20 protein-coding genes and 1 tRNA gene are annotated in these 18699 nt (G+C 65.8%); 8 read left to right on the top strand and 13 right to left on the bottom strand.

The genetic code is table 11. The features are described from left to right. Positions 1–62 precede the first annotated feature (62 nt). Entirely contained in the window at positions 63–332 is a 270-nt protein-coding gene (locus QEG70_RS15585; RefSeq protein WP_308721450.1) for a hypothetical protein, read from the top strand. A gap of 210 nt (positions 333–542) precedes the next feature. Here QEG70_RS15585 and QEG70_RS15590 read toward each other — a convergent pair whose 3' ends face one another. The 5 genes from QEG70_RS15590 to QEG70_RS15610 all read right to left on the bottom strand — a co-directional run bounded on the left by QEG70_RS15590 (position 543) and on the right by QEG70_RS15610 (position 5504). Further along, on the bottom strand, positions 543–1493 hold the full coding sequence (locus QEG70_RS15590) for an efflux RND transporter periplasmic adaptor subunit (protein WP_308721451.1): 951 nt from the start codon (positions 1491–1493) through the stop codon (positions 543–545). A gap of 12 nt (positions 1494–1505) precedes the next feature. Next, positions 1506–1700 (bottom strand): DUF1656 domain-containing protein, encoded by a 195-nt coding sequence (locus QEG70_RS15595; protein ID WP_061273645.1) that lies wholly within the window; start codon positions 1698–1700, stop codon positions 1506–1508. Continuing rightward, positions 1700–3772 (bottom strand): FUSC family protein, encoded by a 2073-nt coding sequence (locus QEG70_RS15600; RefSeq protein ID WP_308721452.1) that lies wholly within the window; start codon positions 3770–3772, stop codon positions 1700–1702. The genes QEG70_RS15595 and QEG70_RS15600 overlap by 1 nt, the downstream gene beginning before the upstream one ends. A gap of 98 nt (positions 3773–3870) precedes the next feature. Next, positions 3871–5268 carry a siroheme synthase CysG gene (gene cysG / locus QEG70_RS15605; protein WP_308721453.1) on the bottom strand — a complete coding sequence of 466 codons (1398 nt, stop codon included), beginning with the start codon at positions 5266–5268 and terminating at the stop codon, positions 3871–3873. A gap of 86 nt (positions 5269–5354) precedes the next feature. Next, positions 5355–5504, bottom strand: coding sequence for a hypothetical protein (locus tag QEG70_RS15610; protein WP_019087433.1), 150 nt, complete (start codon positions 5502–5504; stop codon positions 5355–5357). Positions 5505–5680: 176 nt separating this feature from the next. On the opposite strand from QEG70_RS15610, the gene panC reads away from it, so the two are divergent. After that, on the top strand, positions 5681–6538 hold the full coding sequence (panC, locus tag QEG70_RS15615) for a pantoate--beta-alanine ligase (protein WP_308721454.1): 858 nt from the start codon (positions 5681–5683) through the stop codon (positions 6536–6538). A gap of 65 nt (positions 6539–6603) precedes the next feature. On the opposite strand, the gene QEG70_RS15620 is transcribed toward panC, so the two are convergent. Genes QEG70_RS15620 through QEG70_RS15630 form a run of 3 tightly spaced genes read right to left on the bottom strand, consistent with a single transcriptional unit; the run spans position 6604 to position 8567 of the window. Beyond that, positions 6604–6798 (bottom strand): Trm112 family protein, encoded by a 195-nt coding sequence (locus QEG70_RS15620; RefSeq protein ID WP_061273711.1) that lies wholly within the window; start codon positions 6796–6798, stop codon positions 6604–6606. Positions 6799–6834: 36 nt separating this feature from the next. Continuing rightward, positions 6835–7605: an LON peptidase substrate-binding domain-containing protein gene (locus QEG70_RS15625; RefSeq protein WP_308721455.1), complete on the bottom strand. Its 771-nt coding sequence runs from the start codon at positions 7603–7605 to the stop codon at positions 6835–6837. Then, on the bottom strand, positions 7602–8567 hold the full coding sequence (locus QEG70_RS15630) for a tetratricopeptide repeat protein (RefSeq protein ID WP_308721456.1): 966 nt from the start codon (positions 8565–8567) through the stop codon (positions 7602–7604). The genes QEG70_RS15625 and QEG70_RS15630 overlap by 4 nt, the downstream gene beginning before the upstream one ends. Positions 8568–8790: 223 nt before the next feature. Between QEG70_RS15630 and QEG70_RS15635 the strand changes: the two genes are divergently transcribed. Together QEG70_RS15635 and QEG70_RS15640 are read left to right on the top strand one after the other, a co-directional pair. Further along, a tRNA-Gly gene (locus QEG70_RS15635) sits at positions 8791–8865 on the top strand. A gap of 127 nt (positions 8866–8992) precedes the next feature. Beyond that, on the top strand, positions 8993–9217 hold the full coding sequence (locus QEG70_RS15640; RefSeq protein ID WP_308721457.1) for a hypothetical protein: 225 nt from the start codon (positions 8993–8995) through the stop codon (positions 9215–9217). 14 nt (positions 9218–9231) lie between these two features. On the opposite strand, the gene QEG70_RS15645 is transcribed toward QEG70_RS15640, so the two are convergent. The 4 genes from QEG70_RS15645 to QEG70_RS15660 all read right to left on the bottom strand — a co-directional run bounded on the left by QEG70_RS15645 (position 9232) and on the right by QEG70_RS15660 (position 13277). Then, positions 9232–10332, bottom strand: coding sequence for a transporter (locus tag QEG70_RS15645; protein WP_374762619.1), 1101 nt, complete (start codon positions 10330–10332; stop codon positions 9232–9234). 79 nt (positions 10333–10411) lie between these two features. After that, a complete protein-coding gene (locus QEG70_RS15650) occupies positions 10412–10807 on the bottom strand; it encodes a DUF3597 domain-containing protein (RefSeq protein WP_308721458.1) in 396 nt (131 codons plus the stop codon). Positions 10808–10873: 66 nt separating this feature from the next. Next, positions 10874–12172, bottom strand: a complete 1299-nt coding sequence (gene ahcY, locus QEG70_RS15655) for an adenosylhomocysteinase (protein ID WP_308721459.1) — start codon at positions 12170–12172, stop codon at positions 10874–10876. Positions 12173–12251: 79 nt separating this feature from the next. Then, positions 12252–13277, bottom strand: coding sequence for a dipeptidase (locus QEG70_RS15660; RefSeq protein ID WP_308721460.1), 1026 nt, complete (start codon positions 13275–13277; stop codon positions 12252–12254). Positions 13278–13465: 188 nt separating this feature from the next. Here QEG70_RS15660 and QEG70_RS15665 point away from each other — a divergent pair, with 188 nt between their 5' ends. From QEG70_RS15665 to QEG70_RS15680, 4 genes are all read left to right on the top strand, one after another. After that, positions 13466–14299: an aldo/keto reductase gene (locus tag QEG70_RS15665; RefSeq protein ID WP_308721461.1), complete on the top strand. Its 834-nt coding sequence runs from the start codon at positions 13466–13468 to the stop codon at positions 14297–14299. A 163-nt stretch (positions 14300–14462) separates the two neighbouring features. Next, entirely contained in the window at positions 14463–15596 is a 1134-nt protein-coding gene (locus QEG70_RS15670; RefSeq protein WP_308721462.1) for a transglycosylase SLT domain-containing protein, read from the top strand. Positions 15597–15630: 34 nt separating this feature from the next. Further along, positions 15631–16254, top strand: coding sequence for a peroxiredoxin (locus QEG70_RS15675; RefSeq protein ID WP_308721463.1), 624 nt, complete (start codon positions 15631–15633; stop codon positions 16252–16254). Positions 16255–16617: 363 nt separating this feature from the next. Next, the gene (locus QEG70_RS15680) at positions 16618–17349 is read left to right on the top strand and encodes a CbtA family protein (protein ID WP_308721464.1); all 732 of its coding nucleotides are present in this window, start codon (positions 16618–16620) and stop codon (positions 17347–17349) included. Here QEG70_RS15680 and QEG70_RS15685 read toward each other — a convergent pair. Further along, a complete protein-coding gene (locus QEG70_RS15685; RefSeq protein WP_308721465.1) occupies positions 17340–18542 on the bottom strand; it encodes an ABC transporter substrate-binding protein in 1203 nt (400 codons plus the stop codon). The genes QEG70_RS15680 and QEG70_RS15685 overlap by 10 nt on opposite strands. Between the last annotated feature and the right edge of the window lie 157 nt (positions 18543–18699).

An 18699-nucleotide genomic window follows, 5' to 3' on the forward strand; every position in this document is an offset into this window, starting at 1 on the left:
AAAAATAACCGTTCAGGCCATATGTGTTGACTTGAATGTCATGCGCATAAGGCTTATCTGCCATGAATATAATAACTGACGTGGCGGTGAACGGGAGTGCGCGCGATATGACACGGATGAAGCTTGCCCTGCGGGGCTGGTTGCAGGTGCTGTGGGGCCAGATCGTGCGCGAAACCGGTTATGCCATCAGCCATGAACGCCTGCAGCGTCGCGGCCTGCTGATTGAAAAGCTTGGCCATGGCCTGCTCTACCGCGCCCACCGGCTGGGGGTGGCCCCCGCCGCTCCTGTGGTGGACCCTTACGCCGCGCCCTCCCGTGCGAGTGAAGGCTGAAGCCGGGCGGTCGCCATCGTGCCTGTTATGTGAAGGATTCGTGACAAACGTGCCCGTTTTCCCCTGTTTCTGACAGGTCTTTCCACAGGGTTGCCCGGACATCCTTCCCCCGAATCTGGGGATAAACAGATGCCCACAGAGCCGATGAAAAGAAGATAAAGTGTTTGGGTGTCGCCTTTTTTCAAAAAGGCGACGTCTTCTCACCTGCCCTCAACGGTGCCCCGCAAGGTGCTGCATGTCATCGCCCACATGGCGTAGCGCGTCGCGCACCGACATGTGGCGGCGGTTTCCTGCCTCTGACACCACAGTTACGGTAGCCGTCATGCCGGCTGCCAGTACAAGGCCGGGCGGCACGGTGTCGATATGCACCCGCACGGGAATGCGCTGCGCCAGCCGCACCCAGGTATAGACCGGGTCCACCGCCGGCAGCCCCTGTATGGAGGTGGCGGCGTTGTTGCTGGCAATGCCGCGCGTAATGCTTTCCACATGGCCGAACAGGGGTTCATGAAATCCCATCAGGTCCAGCCGCACGGGCTCGCCTTCACGGATGGAATGGATTTTCGTCTCCTCGAAATACCCGTCCACCCAATAAGAATCCACATCGATGATCTGGATGTTCACATGCCCCGCGCTGGCATAGTCGCCCGCGCGCATGGTCAGGTTGGTGACATAACCGTTGAGCGAACTGCGCACCTCGGTGCGTTCAAGGTCGATGCGCGCCTGCCGCAGGTCGGCCAAGGCTGCGGCATACTGGGCTTCCGCCTGCTGGGCTACGGCCTCGAACTGCTGCTTTTCCTCGCCCGATACCGCAACGCCCGAAATCTTCTGGCGGCGTTCGTATTGCGAGGTCTTGAACTCAAGGTCGGCGCGGCGTTCGTTTACCGCCGCCTCGGCAACATCCACCTTCACGCGGAAGTCGAACGGGTCGATCACGTACAGCACGTCGCCCTTGTGCACGAACTGGTTGTCATGCACGCGCACTTCATTGATCTGGCCCGAAATGCGCGGCGCGATATTGGCCACCTGCGCGCGGACCTGCCCGTTCCGTGTCCACGGCGAGGCGGTATAGTAATCCCACAGCACGATCACCACGATGGCCGCGACAAAAAGAATGGTCGCGGTAATGGCCAGGCGCACGAAGCGGTTTGCATATGCGAACACGTCAGCAGTCTTTCACAACATCAGGGTATAAAGGCCGACAAGGCAGATCAGCAGGCCGAACTGGGCTAGCGGCGGGTTCCACACAAAGCGCCACAGGTTGAACCACGACAGCGCGGCCCGCAGCACGAGCAGCGTGCACAGCGCCAGCCCGAGGTTCATGACAAAGGCCGAGACCAGCACGCCTTCCACATCCACGACCTGCCGCATCAGCCTGCCTTCCCTGTCTTGATGATGCCGTAATGGCGCAGCCGGGGCTGGGCTGCGCGCCATGTGTGCAGCACCGCATCGAGCCCCGCCAGCAGGTTGAGTGCCGCGACCTGATCGGGCTGCGGCAGGTGGGGGGAGGGGGCGGGAACGGCGGCACAGGCGTGTTGCAGGCGCGCCTCGAGGTCGCCCCAGGGCGGCGCGTGCAGGCGCAGTTCGCGTGCCGCCAGTTCGGCCGCGGGCCGCAGCAGGGCATGGCCTTGCGCCTGGTGGGCATAGGCGCGTGCGCGTGCCAGCGCGCCATCGAGTTCGGTAAAGGCGGTAAAGCTTTCAAGCTGCCGGGCGCCGCTGGGGCTGGGCGGCAGGCGGTCATTCCAGAACTGCATCTGGGCCAGCCGGTCATAGGCGCGGGTGAGGCGGGTCGGCCCATCGGCCTCGCCCCGGCCCGCCATCTGGCGTTCAAGCGCGCGCACGATGGTCGATGCCATCCAGAAGCGCTGCCTGCGCGCCGAAGGCGGAAACAGCAGCACGAGGATGATGAAGGCCAGCAGCGCGGCGAGCAGGTAGAAGATGTTGCGGTTGAGGAATTCGGTGGGGTTGTAGCTCTGGTGGTTGTCCAGCCCCAGCATGGCGAAGAAGAACACCCCGTAATTGAACCCGATCGCCGCCGTGCCCGGCCGCATGAGCAAAAGGCAGGCCAGAAAGGTCTGCGGCAGCAGCGCCAGTGCGAGGAAAGGCATGTCCGCCCCGTGCAGAAGCACGAAGAAGTTCAGCGCCGCCGCAGCCAGCACGCTGCACGGAATGCCGATGACCGCCCCCATGCCAAAGCGGGCCGTATCGACATTGGTGGCCGCCAGCGTCAGGGTCAGCGCCGTCTGGGCCAGTGCCACGGTCGCACCCGGCAGGCCGGTGATCACGCATACTGCCGCCGCAAACGAGAAGCCTACCAGCACCCGCAGCGCCCCGATGAAGGCAAGCAGGATGTTGGGCTGCGTTGCAATGGCAATGGTCTTGCTGTCCGCAGCGCTGCCGGTGCCGTCCACCAGCATCTGCTGGCCTGCATGCAGGCGCACGCGCGCGGTGAGCATGCGGGCGGCGCGTTCGATGGCAAAGGCTTCATCGGCATTGGGCACATGGCCAGGAAGCGCATCGCGGATGGCCTGAAGGATGCGCAGCGTAAACCCCGCCTGGTCCAGCCGCAGGTCGGTCTGGCGCGCGATGCGGGCAATGGCCTCCTCAACGGCGGGGTCGATGTTGCCGTGGCCCGTGTGGCGGCCAAGGCCGCGCGCGCAGTCAAGCACCGTCAGCATGGACACCATGGCCAGCCGCGCCCCGTTGGCCCGCATGCCGCCACGCTCGAACTCCGTGCGGGCATAGGACAGGCGCGTGGTCAGCGCCAGAATGCCTCCGGCCAGCTTGATGTCGGCCTGCGCACCCCGGTCATACAGATGTTGCAGGGCCGCGCGCGCGGTCTCGCTGATGGGGCGGGTAAGCTGCTTCAGCCCGTCGGCCAGCCCGCGCGTGGCCTCGGGCGAGCCGGAGAGGATATTGACCACCGCCACCGCAAACACGCCAATGGTGATGGCCGAGGCGCGTGATACGGCAATGTTGAACACATTCTGTGGCGTGTCGATGCAGTTGACCGCCACGAGCGCCACCGTATAGCCCGACAGCAGCGCGCCATAGGAGCGGAAGTCACGCTCGAGCGACCCCACGAACGCACACGCCGCCAGCCACAGCGCAACCCCGCCCAGAAACGGCCCGCGCTGCTGGTTCCACACCGCCACGAGCACGATGGACACGCCCATGCCCACCACCGTGCCAATAATGCGGTAAAACGCCTTGGAGAGCGCCTGCCCGCGCAGCGGCTGCGCCAGGATCATCACGGTCACGCCGACAAGGAGCGGATTGTCGATCTGGACCCAGAATGCTGTGGCCAGCCCGATGACAAGCGAGAACCACGTGCGCAGGCTGAAGCCCAGCCATCCGGCTGGCAACCTGTCTGTCCAGGGAAGGTAAAGGCGTGCCATGTCGCGCAGTCGCTGTCCTGCGTTTGCTGCCGATGTATCGGACATGGTCTCCCTGACCGTTCGGTGGTCTTGGCATTCCATACAACGGAAGTTGCAGCAAATTCATAACAAATGATGTACGCGCCCTGGCCCGGAGGCAGGTTTCATGCAGGCGAGAGCACCCGGTGGCGCACCACTTCGCCCACAATGATCAGCGCCGGGCTGGCTACGCCCGCCTGCGCGGCCTGCGTGGGCAGGTCGCCCAGCGTGCCGGTCAGCACGCGCTGGTCGGCCCGCGTGCCGCGCTCGACAATGGCGGCAGGCCACTGGGGCGGCAGGCCGTGCTCAACCAGTTTTGCGCATAGAGCGGGCAGGGCGGAAACACCCATGTAGATCACCACCGTCTGGCCGGGGCGGGCCATGCTGTCCCACGGCAGGTGCAGCGTGCCGTCGGCGCGGGCATGGCCGGTCACGAACAGGCAGGCCTGCGCGCAGTCGCGGTGGGTGAGCGGAATGCCCGCATAGGCAGCGCAGCCATTGGCCGCCGTAATGCCCGGCACGACCTGAAACGGGATGGCGCATTCAAGCAAGGCCTCGATTTCCTCGCCCCCACGCCCGAACACGAACGGGTCGCCGCCCTTGAGCCGCAGCACGCGCTGGCCCGCCTGCGCGCGGCGGATCAGTTCAGCGTTGATTTCTTCCTGCGGCATGGTGTGGTTGTTGCGCCGCTTGCCCACGAACACCAGTTCCGCATCGCGGCGCACGCGGTCGAGCAGGGCGGGGGAGAGAAGCTGGTCATACAGCACGCAATCGGCATTCTGCATCAGGTGCAGGGCGCGCAGCGTGAGCAGGTCCGGGTCGCCGGGGCCTGCGCCCACCAGCCAGACCTCGCCCCGGGTGGCGGTGGTGGCGATGATGTCATCGAGTATCGCACGCGCACGCGGGGCATCGCCATTGCGCGCCGCCTGCGCGCCCGCGCCATCGAGAAAGGTTTCCCATACCTGCCTGCGCCGCGAAATGTCGGGGCAGGCGGTGCCCACGTGCTCGCGCTGCTGCTGCATGAACACGGCCAGCGCCCCGGTGCCCTCGGGTATGGTGCTTTCCACCTGCTCGCGCAGGCGGCGCGCCAGAACGGGGGCGGCACCCCCGGTGGAAATGGCGATGCGCACCAGCCCGCGATGGATCTGGGCAGGCGTGATGAAGGTGGAAGGCTGCGGGTCATCAACCGCGCAGACGGGAATGTTCATGGCGCGCGCGATCGCGGCGGCAGCCCGGTTGACATCCCGGTCATCGGTCGCGGCATAGACCAGCCGGCAGCCGGGCATGGCGGCGCGCAGCGTGGCCTCATCCGCCGTGGAGGCAATGCGGGTAATGCTGCCCTCATCTTCCCACCGCTGCATCTCGGCATCGAGGCGGCCTGCGATCACCTCCACCCTTGCGCGGTGAGCGAGCAGCAGGCGCACCTTGTTGGCGGCGATCATGCCGCCCCCCACCACCAGCACCCGGACACCGTCCAGCCGCAGCGCGATGGGAAACCATGCGGGTTCGGAAATATTGGTCATGCGCTTAAAGTCGCCGGGCGTGCCGGCGTCCTGTCAACTGGGGAAGGCTTGTCGGTTTCCGCGCCTTGCAGGGGCGTGGGGCGGGTTTAGTGGGAGGCGACGTTCTTGACGCCTTCGGCATAGCCCCAGCGTGCCCATGTCGAGCGGTCCTTGACCGATCCCGGCGTGTTGGTGGCGCAGGCGGCCAGTGACAGCACGATGGCACAGATGCCAAGAACGGGAAGAAAACGGGCCAAAAAAACCTCCTGCACGACGCAGCCGCAAGCCTAGCAGAAAAGCCCCGCCATCACCACGCCCCGTATGCATGTATGCACATGCGCTTCCGTCCCCTCACACGCCAGTGGCAAAAGATGGTAAGCCACGCTGGCCCGGCCACATGGCATGCCGGGGCACGAACAGGGAGTTGCCGCTGATGGAAACCGTAAGCACCGTGGCCGAACTGCGCGCGCATGTGCGTGCATGGAAGAAGGCAGGGGCGCGCGTGGGCGTGGTGCCGACCATGGGCGCGCTGCATGCAGGGCACCTGTCGCTGGTGCGGGCCGCGCGCGCGCAGGCGGACCGGGTGATCGCCACGGTGTTCGTCAACCCCATCCAGTTCGACAACGCTGATGACCTGGCAACCTATCCCCGCACGCTGGCGGAAGATGGGCGGCTGCTGGCCGAGGCCGGGGTGGACCTGTTGTATGCGCCCACCGTGGCGCAGATGTACCCGCCCGGCTTCGCCACGCGCATCAGCGTGTCGGGCGTGTCGGAGGGGTTGTGCGGTGGCGCCCGCCCCGGTCATTTTGATGGCGTGGCCACGGTCGTGTGCAAGCTGTTCATGCAGACGCTGGCCGAGTGCGCTTTTTTTGGCGAGAAGGATTTCCAGCAGGTGCAGGTGGTGCGCCGCATGGTGACCGACCTCGACCTGCCCATCGAGATCATCTCCTGCCCCACCCTGCGCGAGGCGGACGGGCTGGCGCTTTCCTCACGCAACCGGCGGCTGACCGCGGCACAGCGGCAGGTGGCGGTGGCGCTGCCCCGTGCGCTCGCGGCCTGCGCGGACGAGATCGCCACCGGCGCGGAGGTGGCCACGGCGCTGGAACGGGTGGCGCAGCAGGTGCGCGCGGCAGGCTTCGGCCCGGTGGATTATGTGGAACTGCGCCACGCAGAGAGCCTGCAACCGCTGGCCACCTGCCCGCCGGGCACGCCCGCGCGCGTGCTGGCGGCGGCATGGCTGGGCGATGTGCGGCTGATCGATGGCATGGCCGTGCCCACGCTGGCAGGCTGAATAAAGATGAAAGTTTCTGGGTGCCGCCTTTTTTCAAAAAGCGTCACCAGAAACGTTCATTATGTTCAGGCATCAAGCCTGCGGGCTTCATCGGGCAGCATGATGGGAATGCCGTCGCGCACGGGAAAGGCCAGACCGGCGCGTTTGCTGATCAGTTCACCCGCCTCGCGGTCATAGACCAGCGGCCCCTTGGTCACGGGGCAGACGAGGATGGACAGCAGCCGGGGGTCGAGAGGCGGCGCGAGGGGCTTTTCGGTCATGGTGGCGGGTTCCATGCAGGTTGCGGTGGGTAATGGTCATGCGGGGGATGCACCCTCATCGGGTTCCTGTCCAGACCCTTCCAGCAGATCGCGCAGGATGCGCGCGCGGTCGGCAGGGGTCGGGGCCTCGAGCATTTTCTGGCGCGGCGCCGTGCCAAAGGGGCAGATCATGGGCAGGGTGACGAGCAGGGCGGCGTCATCCATCTGGTGCAGCGCGTCCCACTGTGTGCTGACCCCCTGCGCCTCGCAGAAATCATGCAGCGCGTTGAGCAGCCCCTCGCGGTCGAAGGGAATCTCGTCTTCCACATCGGTCAGGTCGGCCACGAAGGACGATGTATCGACCCGCGCCACCCGGTAGCCACGGCGCAGCCCCGTCTCGCGCAGCAGGCGGAAGCGCGCGATGCCGGTCAGCGTGATGGCGTAGGTGCCATCCGCCCGCTCGGTCATGGCGGTGATGCGGCCTACGCAGCCGATGTTGTACAGCGGCGGGGTGTGGCTGTAGCCATCATCCATGCCGGGGTCATCGGCCTCATCGTCAAGCGGGGTGTCATCCATGCCATTGAGCAGGCGGGGCTGGATCATGCCGATCAGCCGGTTGCTGGCCAGCGCGTCCTCCACCAGCGCAATGTAGCGCGGCTCGAACACATTGAGCGGCAGCCGACCCTGCGGCAGCAGCAGGGCTTCATCAAGCGGGAACAGCCCGAGCTCGGCGGGGAAGTCCGCCAGCGTCATTTCGCTCACCAGCGGGATGCGGCGCGGGATGTCATCATGAATGACGACCACCCCGCTTTCGTCATGCCGCGTCACGAAAACAGCAGCGAGGACATGCGCCGCCGCGCGGCCACGGTGTCGGGGTCGGTCTGGCCCCAGGCCTCGAACAGGCGGATGAGCTGCAGGCGGGCGGCGTCATCGTTCCACTGCCGGTCCTCCTTCATGATGGTCAGCAGCTCATCAGCGGCTTCCGCGCGCTTGCCCGCGGCGTTCAGCGCGGCCGACAGCTCGAAGCGGGCGGCGTAGTCCTTCGGATTGGCGGCAATGCGGGCGCGGATTTCTTCTGCTTCCTCCGCAGCCTTGCGGCCCTCGCGCTTGAGTTCGAGGGCCGCCCGCGCCCCCGTTATCTCGGCATGGCTGGCAATGGCGGCGGGGGCGTCATTGAGTGCGGTCTCGGCGCCTTCATCATCGCCCATCTCGATCAGCGCGCGGGCCAGGCCACCCCATGCGGCAGGGTTTTCGGGCTCGATTTCCAGCACCTGCGAGAACAGGCCCGCTGCTGCCTCCGCCCGGCCCTCGGCCATGTCCTTGCGCGCCGCCTCGATCAGCTCGGCTGCGGGCAGGGCGCCGCCGCCTGCGGCCTTGAGGGCATTCTCGACAAAGCGCCGCACTTCGCCCTCGGGCTTGGCGCCCTGCATCATGTCCAGGATCTGGCCCTGCCAGAACACGGCCACGAGCGGGATCGACTGCACCGGCAGGCCGATCTGGCCAAGCTGCTGCACCAGCGCGCGGTTGGCATCGACATCAATCTTGACCAGACGCACGCGCCCGCGGGCCGCGCGCACCACTTTTTCCAGCACCGGGGTGAGCTGCTTGCACGGGTTGCACCACGTGGCCCAGAAATCGACCAGCACCGGCATGTCGCGGCTTGCATCCACCACGTCGTGCATGAAGGTGTTCTGCGTGCCGTCCATGACCGGGTCGGGGCCACCGCCGGGCACTGCGCCTGCCGGGCCGGAACTGTCAGGGCGGGGGGTCTGGCCGATGATGTAGTCCATATGGTCGCATATCCTGTCGGTCTGGCGGCAGGCGTGGGCGGGGTGCTCGCGCAGTATGGCCCGTCCTGCCGGTTCGTTCTTTCGTTCTTGTGCAATAGATTGGCATTCCCCGCGAGTGTCGCAACCGCCTTGTGGGGCGATGAAAAAAAACTTCAGGAAATGCATTTTTCCCTCTTGCGGCCCCCACGGGTTTACCGTAAAACCCGCTTCACCGACACGGAGCGCGGGCGTAGCTCAGGGGTAGAGCACAACCTTGCCAAGGTTGGGGTCGTGGGTTCGAATCCCATCGCCCGCTCCAGATTGTAAAAAATCAGTTGGATACGAGAAAGCCGCCGCAAGGTGGCTTTCGTCGTTTTGGGGCGTTTTCCTGTCTGCTGTCCTGCCCCACGGGGCAACCCGCTGGTGCTACAGGCGTTGGCGTGGTGATGGATGATGGGAAGGTTCAGGCCATGCCGCATGATGACCCTGAAAAATCTGGCCCTGGCGAAGGCGAAGGCAAGCGCTATCCGGCCCCCGGCGTCAGTTCGCCGCCCGAGGCCCGGCCTGATCCTGATGCCAGCAAAAAGCCCCGCCCCGAGCCCGTTCCCACCGACCTGCCCGATCCGCTCACCCTGCCGCAGCATGATGGCGAGGAAGATAGCGCAGGCTGAAGCAGGGCGCCGGGCTAGAGCAGCTTCATGACCTTGAGCAGGAACCACGTAATCATCATGAAGATGAAGCAGATGCCGCCTGCCTCCACCGTGCCCATGCCGCCCGAGGCGAGGAACATGCCGCCGGTGTTCATGCCAAAGAAACCGGTTACGAAGGTGGCGGGCAGCATGAGCGTGGTCACGATGGAGACGGTGTAAAGGCGGCGGTTGGTTTCTTCCGCCTGGCCTGATGCCAGTTCATCCTGCAGCGAGCGCGCGCGGTCCTGGAGTGCAAGAAGGTCATCGAGGGCCGCGTGGATCTGGCGCTGCGAACGGTCGCGTATGTCATCTTCCGCCCATTCGGGGAGTTCAAGGTCTTCGTTGTGGAAGATGCGGTCCACGGGCGAGATCACGCGCCGCAATTCGGTCGAGCGGCGGCGCACGCGGCCGATCAGCCCGCTGATGCGGCCGAAATCGGTGTGCTGGTCCAGCGTCAGCAGCAGGTCCTCGGCGCGGTCGAGCTGGTCATCGAGCATGGCGATGTTGCGCCGCACGGTATCGGCGAATTCCAGTAGCGTGTGGTCCACGACCTCGGCAGGCGAATCAAAGGATTCATTGCGTTGCAGCGCGCGGTACACCACGCCAAGTGCGGGCACGGGCTGGCGGCGCGTGGTGATGAGCAGGTCGGGCAGCACGGCAAAGCGCCAGGCGGAGAGGTTCTTGTCATCCTCCGACATGGCATCATCAAAGCCGGGCAGGGCGCCATACACGATGTCGCCTTCCGCCTCCACATTGGTGCCGCGGTCGGTGCTGCCAAGTGCAAGGCGCACTTCCTCGGGCAGGCAGGGTATGGCCTGGATATGGGCGCGGCTGGCGGTGTGGACGATATCGTAATGCAGCCAGACCCATGAATCGGGGCTGGCGGGCGAGCCACCTTCAAGTGCGCGCGTAATCTGTTCGTCATTGAGCCGCACGGGGCGGTGGCCGGACTGGCAGCCAATGGCCCAGACCAGCCCGTTCGAGATGGACGTGGCGGGCGGCCTGCCCTCCATCGGCATGGCGGCGTCGGCTACGGGAAAGTCGGGAACGGTTTCCATCGCTTGTCCCTCCATCATGCCGCCTGCTGCGGCTGTCATGTCCGGGCGGTGGCTGACATGAAAACGGGCGGGCGGCGGCCACAGGCCACGCGTCCGCCCGCCATCACGCAGTTGCGCCTTATTTCATCAGGTCAGGGGAGACCTTGCCGCCATTTTCCGCCAGCTTCTGCATGACCTGCTTGATCAGCCAGATGTTCATGGGGGCGGTATCGTTCATGTCACCGGTGTAGTGCAGTTCGGTGGCCAGTTCGCGGCGCGCGGCAAGCGAGCTGTCCAGGCCGAGCAGCGTCATCAGGTCAACGATCGAGACCTGCCAGTTCAGCTTCTGGGGGTACTTCGCTGCCAGCGCGCTCAGCACGGCATTCACGTCCACCGGCTGGGCCGGGGCTGCGGGGGCTGCTGCGGGAGCCGCGGCGGCAGGGGCAGTTGCGCCGGCTGCGGGGGTTGCGGCCGGGGTGGCGGCAGCAGCGTGGCTGCCAAAAATCTTGGACAGGATCGTGCCAAAAATGCTCATGGTATCTTCAACTCCATAAATATGGGCCCGGCTGGTGCCGGGCCTTTCAGGCCGCGTGACTGGCCCTTAGTAACGGTAATCCTTGTTCTTGAACGGACCGTTGACCGGCACGTCAATGTATTTTGCCTGCTCATCCGTCATGCGCGACAGGTGGGCCCCGACCTTGGCCAGGTGCAGGAAGGCCACCTTTTCATCAAGATGCTTGGGCAGGGTGTAGACCTTGTTCTTGTACTTGCCCTTGGGCGCCTGCCACAGTTCAAGCTGCGCCAGCGTCTGGTTGGTGAACGACGCGGACATGACGAACGAGGGGTGGCCCGTGGCATTGCCAAGGTTCACCAGCCGCCCTTCGGACAGCACGATCAGGCGCTTGCCGTCGGGGAAGACGACCTCATCGACCTGCGGCTTGATGTTGTCCCACGTGTAGTTGCGCAGGGCATTGATCTGGATCTCGGAATCGAAATGCCCGATGTTGCACACAATGGCGCGGTGCTTCATCTCGCGCATGTGCTCGATGGTGATGATGTCGATGTTGCCCGTGGCGGTCACGAAGATGTCGCCGCGCGGCGCGGCCTCTTCCATCGTCACGACCTCGTAGCCTTCCATTGCGGCCTGCAGCGCGCAGATGGGGTCAACCTCGGTCACCAGCACGCGGCAGCCCGCGTTGCGCAGCGATGCGGCGGAACCCTTGCCCACGTCGCCATAACCGGCCACCACGGCCACCTTGCCCGCCATCATCACGTCCGTGCCACGGCGGATGGCGTCAACCAGGCTTTCGCGGCAGCCATACAGGTTGTCGAACTTCGACTTGGTCACGCTGTCATTGACGTTGATGGCAGGCACCTTGAGCGTGCCCTTCTTTTCCATCTCCCACAGGCGGTGCACGCCGGTGGTGGTCTCCTCCGACAGGCCGCGCACGTTCTCGAGCAGTTCGGGATACTTGTCGTGCATCATGACGGTCAGGTCGCCGCCATCATCGAGGATCATGTTGGGCGTCCAGCCATCCGGCCCGTGGATGGTCTGCTCGATGCACCAGTTGAACTCGTCTTCCGTCAGGCCCTTCCAGGCGAACACGGGCACGCCGGTCGCGGCGATGGCGGCGGCGGCCTGGTCCTGAGTCGAGAAGATGTTGCATGACGACCAGCGCACCTCGGCGCCGAGCGCGGTCAGGGTCTCGATCAGCACAGCGGTCTGGATCGTCATGTGCAGGCAGCCTGCGATCCGTGCGCCCTTGAGCGGCTGGGAGGGGCCATATTCCGCGCGCAGCGCCATCAGCCCCGGCATTTCGCCTTCAGCGATCGAGATTTCCTTGCGGCCCCACTCGGCGAGCGAGATGTCCTTGACCTTGTAGTCGGTGCTGGTGGTCATGTTTTATCCTGTATTCGTTAATTCGGCACAGGATATACCCGTTTGGGCGCGACTGATCCAGAGCGGGCGGGATTTGTCTTCACGCGATCGTGCGGGCAACCGCATCGGCCTGGTCGAGCAGGCGCAGGAAGTTTTCGCCCCACAGGGCCGCGATCTGGGCGTGGTCATAGCCCCGGCGCAGCAGTTCGGCGGTGAGGTTGCCCGATTCCGAGGCATCGGCCCAGCCGCGAATGCCGCCACCGCCATCGAAATCCGATGAAATGCCGACATGCTTGATGCCGATTCGCTGCACGGCGTAATCGATATGGTCCACGAAATCCGCCACCGTGACGGGACGGATGTCGCGCACGTCGCGCGGGCGGAGGAAGGCGTCCATGGCGGTGATATGGATCACGCCGCCACATGCGCGCAGCGCATCAAGCTGGCCATCATCGAGGTTGCGGGGGTGATCGCACAGCGCGCGCACGCAGGAATGGCTGGCAAAGACCGGCGCGCGCGAGAGTTCGACCGCCTGCATCATGGTGTCGCGCGCGGTGTGTGACACGTCGATGAGCATGCCGGTGCGGTTCATTTCCACGATTGCAGCCCGGCCCAGCGCCGACAGGCCGCCATGCAGGCTGTCGGGGTCGTTGAGGTGGTGCATGGGGCGCGCCGAGTCGGCCAGCGCGTTATGGCCGTTATGGGTCAGCGTCATGTAGCGCGCGCCCAGGGCGCGGAACTGCCCGATCAGCGAGAGGTTGTCGCCCATCGCGTAGCCGTTCTCCACGGCGGGTACGATGGCGATGTCACCGGCTTCATACGCCGCGCGCACGCCTGCCGCCGTATCGCACACGCGCACGCCCCCGATCCGGCCCGCATCGTTGATCACGCGCAGCATGGCCAGCGCGCGGGCCGAGGCGGCTGCATGCCCGGCTGCATCGCATGCGCCCTGGCCCACATAGGCCACGAGGCAGGCCGCCCGCAGCCCGCCCGCGCGCATGCGCGGCAGGTCCACCCGGCGCGAGGGGCTGCCGGTGGCGAAGTCGCCCCGGTCGGGCCATGGAATATCGACATGGGTATCGAGGGTCAGGATGGTGTGGTGCAGGTCGGCGGATGTATCGGTCATTCGGTCCTCGTCTGGTGCTGATAATGAACCACATGCAGCCCAGTCCTGAAAACTGGGCATAAAACAAAAGCCGCGTGATGTCGTTAGGGTGACAGACGGCGACACGTCCTGCCCCGGCCAGGTCGCCACCCTGCCGCCCTTGCGCCGGGGCACCATGCAACGCCGGGGCGCCAGGCGAAGGAACGACCATGACCACCATCCCCCTGCTGACCCTCAATGATGGACGCAAGATCCCCGCGATCGGGTTTGGCACCTACCCTCTCGACAACCCGCAGGCCGAGGCCGCCGTGCGCGAGGCGCTTGCCGCAGGCTACCGCCTGTTCGACACGGCAGCGCGCTACGGCAACGAAAGCGGGGTCGGCACCGGCCTGCTCAGCTTTGATGTGGGGCGGGAAGACATCTTTGTCACCACCAAGCTGCGCGGGGCCGAGCAGGGCTTTGACAGCACGCTGCGTGCCTTCGAGGCCAGCCTCGAGCGGCTCAAGATGAGCTATGTCGACATGTATCTCATCCACTGGCCGCTGCCCGCCAAGGATCTGTACGTAGAGAGCTGGAAGGCGATGATCCGCCTGCAAAAGGAGGGGCGGGTGCGCTCCATCGGCGTCTCCAACTTCCTGCCCGAGCACCTGCAGCGCCTGGTGGATGAAACGGGTGTGACGCCCGCGGTCAACCAGATCGAGATGCATGTCGATTTCGCGCAGGCTGCACAGCGCGAGGTTGATGGCAAGCTCGGCATTCTCACGCAGGCATGGAGCCCGCTGGGGCGTGGCGCCATCCTCAAGGACCCCACGCTGGCCCGCGTGGCCGAGCGGCATGGCCGCACGCCCGCGCAGGTCATGCTGCGCTGGGTGGTGCAGACAGGCTCGGTGCCCATTCCCAAAAGTGCCCACCCCGAGCGCATGCGCGCCAACCTGCGGGTGTTCGATTTTCAACTGACCGATGAGGACATGCGCGACCTCGCCACCCTTGATGCCCCGGCCCATCGCACCGGCGGCGACCCGGCCACCTATATCGAGGAATAACCACGCCGGAATGGCCCTGCCGCCCCGTGGCCACGGGGCGGCAGGGCAGGATTGCGCAAGCCGGATTCACGCTGTTATGGTGCGGCGCCCGTTCCATGCCGGGCGGGCCATGTTGGCACGTCCTTCATTGGGTGTGCGGGCATGAGCAGGATTACGGCACGACATGGCAGTAGCGCAGGCATACGCACCATCCGGTGAAACGGACAATCGGGTTGGCTGGCCATTTCGTCCATCGCCCCGCCGCCTTCTGCGCTGGCTGGCGCTTGGCCTTGCGGGGGCGCTTGCCGCCTGCGCCCATAACAGCGTGGGCACCATGAGCGAAGAGCAGATGGTCCACGAGGCCGAGGCCTACCGCGCCCGTGCCCATAGCAGCTATACCCCGCCCGGCCCGCCCGATGACCCGTGGGGCCCCTACATTACCGAGGCGTCGCAGCGCTTTGACGTGCCCGCGGTGTGGATACGTGAGGTAATGCACCGCGAATCGGGTGGCCAGCTTTACCGCAACGGGCAGTTCGTGACCTCGCTGCCCGGCGCCATGGGCCTGATGCAGCTCATGCCCCCCACCTACGATACGATGCGCGCGCGCTACGACCTTGGCCCCGATGCCTTCGAGCCGCATGACAACATCATGGCGGGCACCGCCTATATCCGCGAGATGTATGACATCTACGGCTCGCCCGGCTTCCTGGCCGCCTATAACAGCGGGCCGGGGCGGCTGGATGATTTTGTCGATCACTATCGCACCCTGCCCAAGGAGACGCGCAACTACGTGGCGGCCATCGGGCCACGCATCGCGGGGAGTTCGCCCGTCAACCGCTCGCAGGCCGACCTGCTTGTCGAGGCACGTGCCATGGCCCGCGCGCAGGCTGCCCAGAACAGCCTGAGCAGCCGCAGCCGTGGGCAGCGGATGCTGGCCTCCGTGCCGAACGGCACCGCGCTCGAGACCCCCTCGCCCGAGGCCGCCGCCGTGCGGGCGGCGTGGCGCGCACGCACGCAGGACGGCATGACCCCCATGGTGGCCGCGGGCGAGCACCCGGGCGTGATCAGCATGGCGGGGGGGCATGACTGGGGCGTGCAGGTCGGCGCCTATGGTTCGGCAGGGCAGGCGGAGCATGCAGCGGGGCAGGCACGGGCCAAGGTTTCGCTCAGCGGCGTGCATACCCATGTTGCAAGCGTTGCATCGGGGCATGGTCATGTCTATCGTGCAAGGCTGACCGGCCTTTCGCACGATGCAGCCCAGCAGCTGTGCCAGAGGCTTGGTGGTTCCGGGTGTCAGATTTTGCCGCCGGCCACATGATGACATTGACCTCTGTAACGGGGTGTGAGGAAACATGAGGTATTTTTACAGGCGTCCGCGCGGGGCATTGCCGGGGCTGTGCCTGCCGCTGGTGGGCCTCATGGCCTTTGCCGGGTTCATCTGCTTCTCGCCCGCGCGCGCCGCCCTGCCGGTGGGCAGCGAGGCGCCGCTGTTCGATGCCCAGGCCACGCGCAATGGCAGCGAGTTCAGCTTTCGCCTCGCTGATGCGCTCAGGCAGGGGCCGGTGGTGCTGTATTTCTACCCCGCCGCCTTTACCCGTGGCTGCACCATAGAAGCGCATGACTTCGCTGATGCCATGGACCAGTACAAGGCGCTTGGGGCCACGGTCATTGGCGTTTCCACCGATGACATGCCCACGCTGGACCGTTTTTCGGTCAGTGAGGGCCATGGCCGCTTTCCCGTGGCGGCCGACCCGCATGGCGAGATTGCCCGCAAGTATGACAGCCGCCTGCCGCTGCTCAACCGCGCGAGTCGCACCTCCTATGTCATCGCGCCTGATGGCAAGGTGATCTACGCCTACAGCGCGCTTTCGCCTTCCGGCCACGTGAGCAAGACGCTTGATGCGCTGCGGCAGTGGCAGGCCGCGCGGGGGCAGGCCAGCAAAGTGGCGTTGCCCGCGGCCCCTACGGCTCAATAGGATAAAAATTTACGGGTACCGCCTTTTTTCAAAACGGCGGCGTTCTTTCAGGCTTTCTGCAAAAACAGTCCCTGAAATCGCATCCTGCTGCCCCTTGCCGGTCCGGGTGGGGGGTGGCGTGCGTCGCCGCCGCGACATTGACTTGGCGGGCATGCGCGCTATTGACTGCACGCTCACCCTGCATCGGGGGGAAGCCGGTGGGATTCCGGCACGGTCGCGCCACTGTGCACCGCATGGACCATGCGGAAGTCAGACCTCCCCGACAGTTCACAAGCATCATTTCCGATACGGGACGCGCTTTCCCGACAGGAGCATAGCCATCATGACTTTCCTTTCCTTCCCCTCATGCCGGGGCGTGGCCTGATGGCCGGTCGCCTGCTGCTGCGTGGCATGCTGGCCGGCATCGTGGCCGCCTGCCTTGCCTTTTTCTTCGCCCGCGTGTTTGGCGAGCCCCAGGTCAATCTTGCCATCGGCTATGAAGCCGCGATGGATGCGGCTGCGGGCGAGCCGCCGGAGGTGGAACTTGTCAGCCGCGCGGTGCAGGCCACGGCGGGGCTGCTGACGGCGGCGGTCATGTATGGCGCGGCCTATGGCGGGGTATTCGCGCTGGTATTCGCCACCGCCTATGGCCGCATTGGCCGTTTTTCGCCGCGCATGCTGGCCATGCTGCTGGCGGCAGCGGGCTTTCTGGCCGTGGTGCTGGTGCCTGACCTCAAATACCCGGCCAATCCGCCCGGCGTGGGCAACCACGAGACCATCGGCCTGCGCACGGCGGCCTATTTCGAGATGGTGGTCTTTTCCATCTGCGCCCTGATCATGGCGGTGCTGGCCGGGCGGTGGCTTGCGCCAAGGCTGGGCAACTGGAATGCCAGCCTGTGCGGCGTGGTGGCGTTTGTGGTGCTGGCGGGCCTGCTGCAATGGGCGCTGCCGAGCGTCAATGAAGTGCCCGACAACTTTCCCGCCCAGGTGCTGTGGCACTTCCGCGAGGCGGCGCTGGGCATGCAGCTTGTGCTATGGGGCGGCATGGGCTTTGGCTTCGGCCTGCTGGCCGAGCGCGTGCTCGGCCGCCCGAACGCCCTGCGCCATTACGGCTGAGAGCTTGGCGCATCCGTTGTGGCTGCATCGCCCGCAGGGCGCGGTGTGGCCATGCTGGCGGGGGTAGGCGGGCTGGCTGTCGCGGTATCCTTCATCACATCGGCCCAGAGTGCGCGCAGTTTGGCATCCATGGCGTCATCCACGATGGGGAAGGTGTGGCTTGCCGCGATATAGGCGGGCTGCTGCGCCCAGTGCAGGGCGGCGCGTGTCGTGTCATCAAGCGGCGCGCGCGTGTTGGCAGGCATGCCCCAGTAGCATGATGAGGTGGCCAGCCGCGCCTGGGCTGCGGGCGTGCGCAGGTATTTTGCAAAGGCCAGCGCCAGCGCCTTGCGCTGCGAGGCCTCGACGATCGAGATGCCATGCTGCCAGCGGATGCCGCCCTGCCGGGGCAGGGTAAAGGTCAGGTCCGGCCTTGGCTGCGGGGCATGGGCATCGGCTGTTGTCACGGTGCCGCCTTCATCCACGCCTGCCGTGGTCCAGCCGCCACCGCCCACCACAATATCCACCTGCCCGTCGGCCAGGGCCTGCTGCACGCTCGCCGTATCGCCCACCAGCGTGGCATTGGCACGCAGGGCGGCCAGCTTGTCGTGCAGGGCAGGCAGGTCGGCCTCGGTCAGATGGGCAGGGTCAAGGCCGAGTGCGAGCGCCACGTAGGACAGGATGAGCAGGTAGCTGTCATAGATGGCGATGTGCCCGTTATGGCTTGGTTGCCACGGGGCGTTGATGTCGTCCATCTCGGCGGCGGGCACGCGGGCCTGGTTGAAGGCCACGGCATGGAAGCCGTATTTTTCCGGCACGGAATAAAGCTGGCCCTGATACGACCCGCTTGCGGGGTTGGCGATGGCGGGGGGAATGTCGGTGTTGGGGAAATCCGCCGGGTCGAGCGGGGCCAGCAGGCCTGCTGCTGCAAGTTGCGCGGCGGCCGTCTCCTCCATGATCACCACGTCCCAGTCACCGGGCTGGGCCTGGCGCAGGATGCCGCGCACGGCCTCGGTGCCGTCAATATCCTTGAAATGGATGCGCACCCTGTTGGCCTGCTCGAACGGGCCGAGCAGTTCGGGGTCCTCATGGTCGCACCATGTCAGCACGTTCAGAACCTCGTCAGCCGCCCATAGCGGCGCAGGCGCCATGGCGGCAAGGAGCGAGAAGGCGGTCGCGGCAGCGAGGGCGCTGCGACGGCTGCGTGCGGGCATGGGAAATTCTCCTCCAGGATCAACCCCCAGCATGAACGGGTCGGGGAGTGAGGTCCAGTGTACAGGTGGCGTTTCGCGCGGTCATTCCGCACGCCCAACGGGCGCGGGCGCGTGTCATGACAGGCGTGGCGTGCACGACACGCCGGGCTGCCTGCCG

Source organism: Komagataeibacter xylinus, assembly GCF_031081985.1.
GTDB classification, from domain to species: Bacteria; Pseudomonadota; Alphaproteobacteria; order Acetobacterales; family Acetobacteraceae; genus Komagataeibacter; species Komagataeibacter xylinus_E.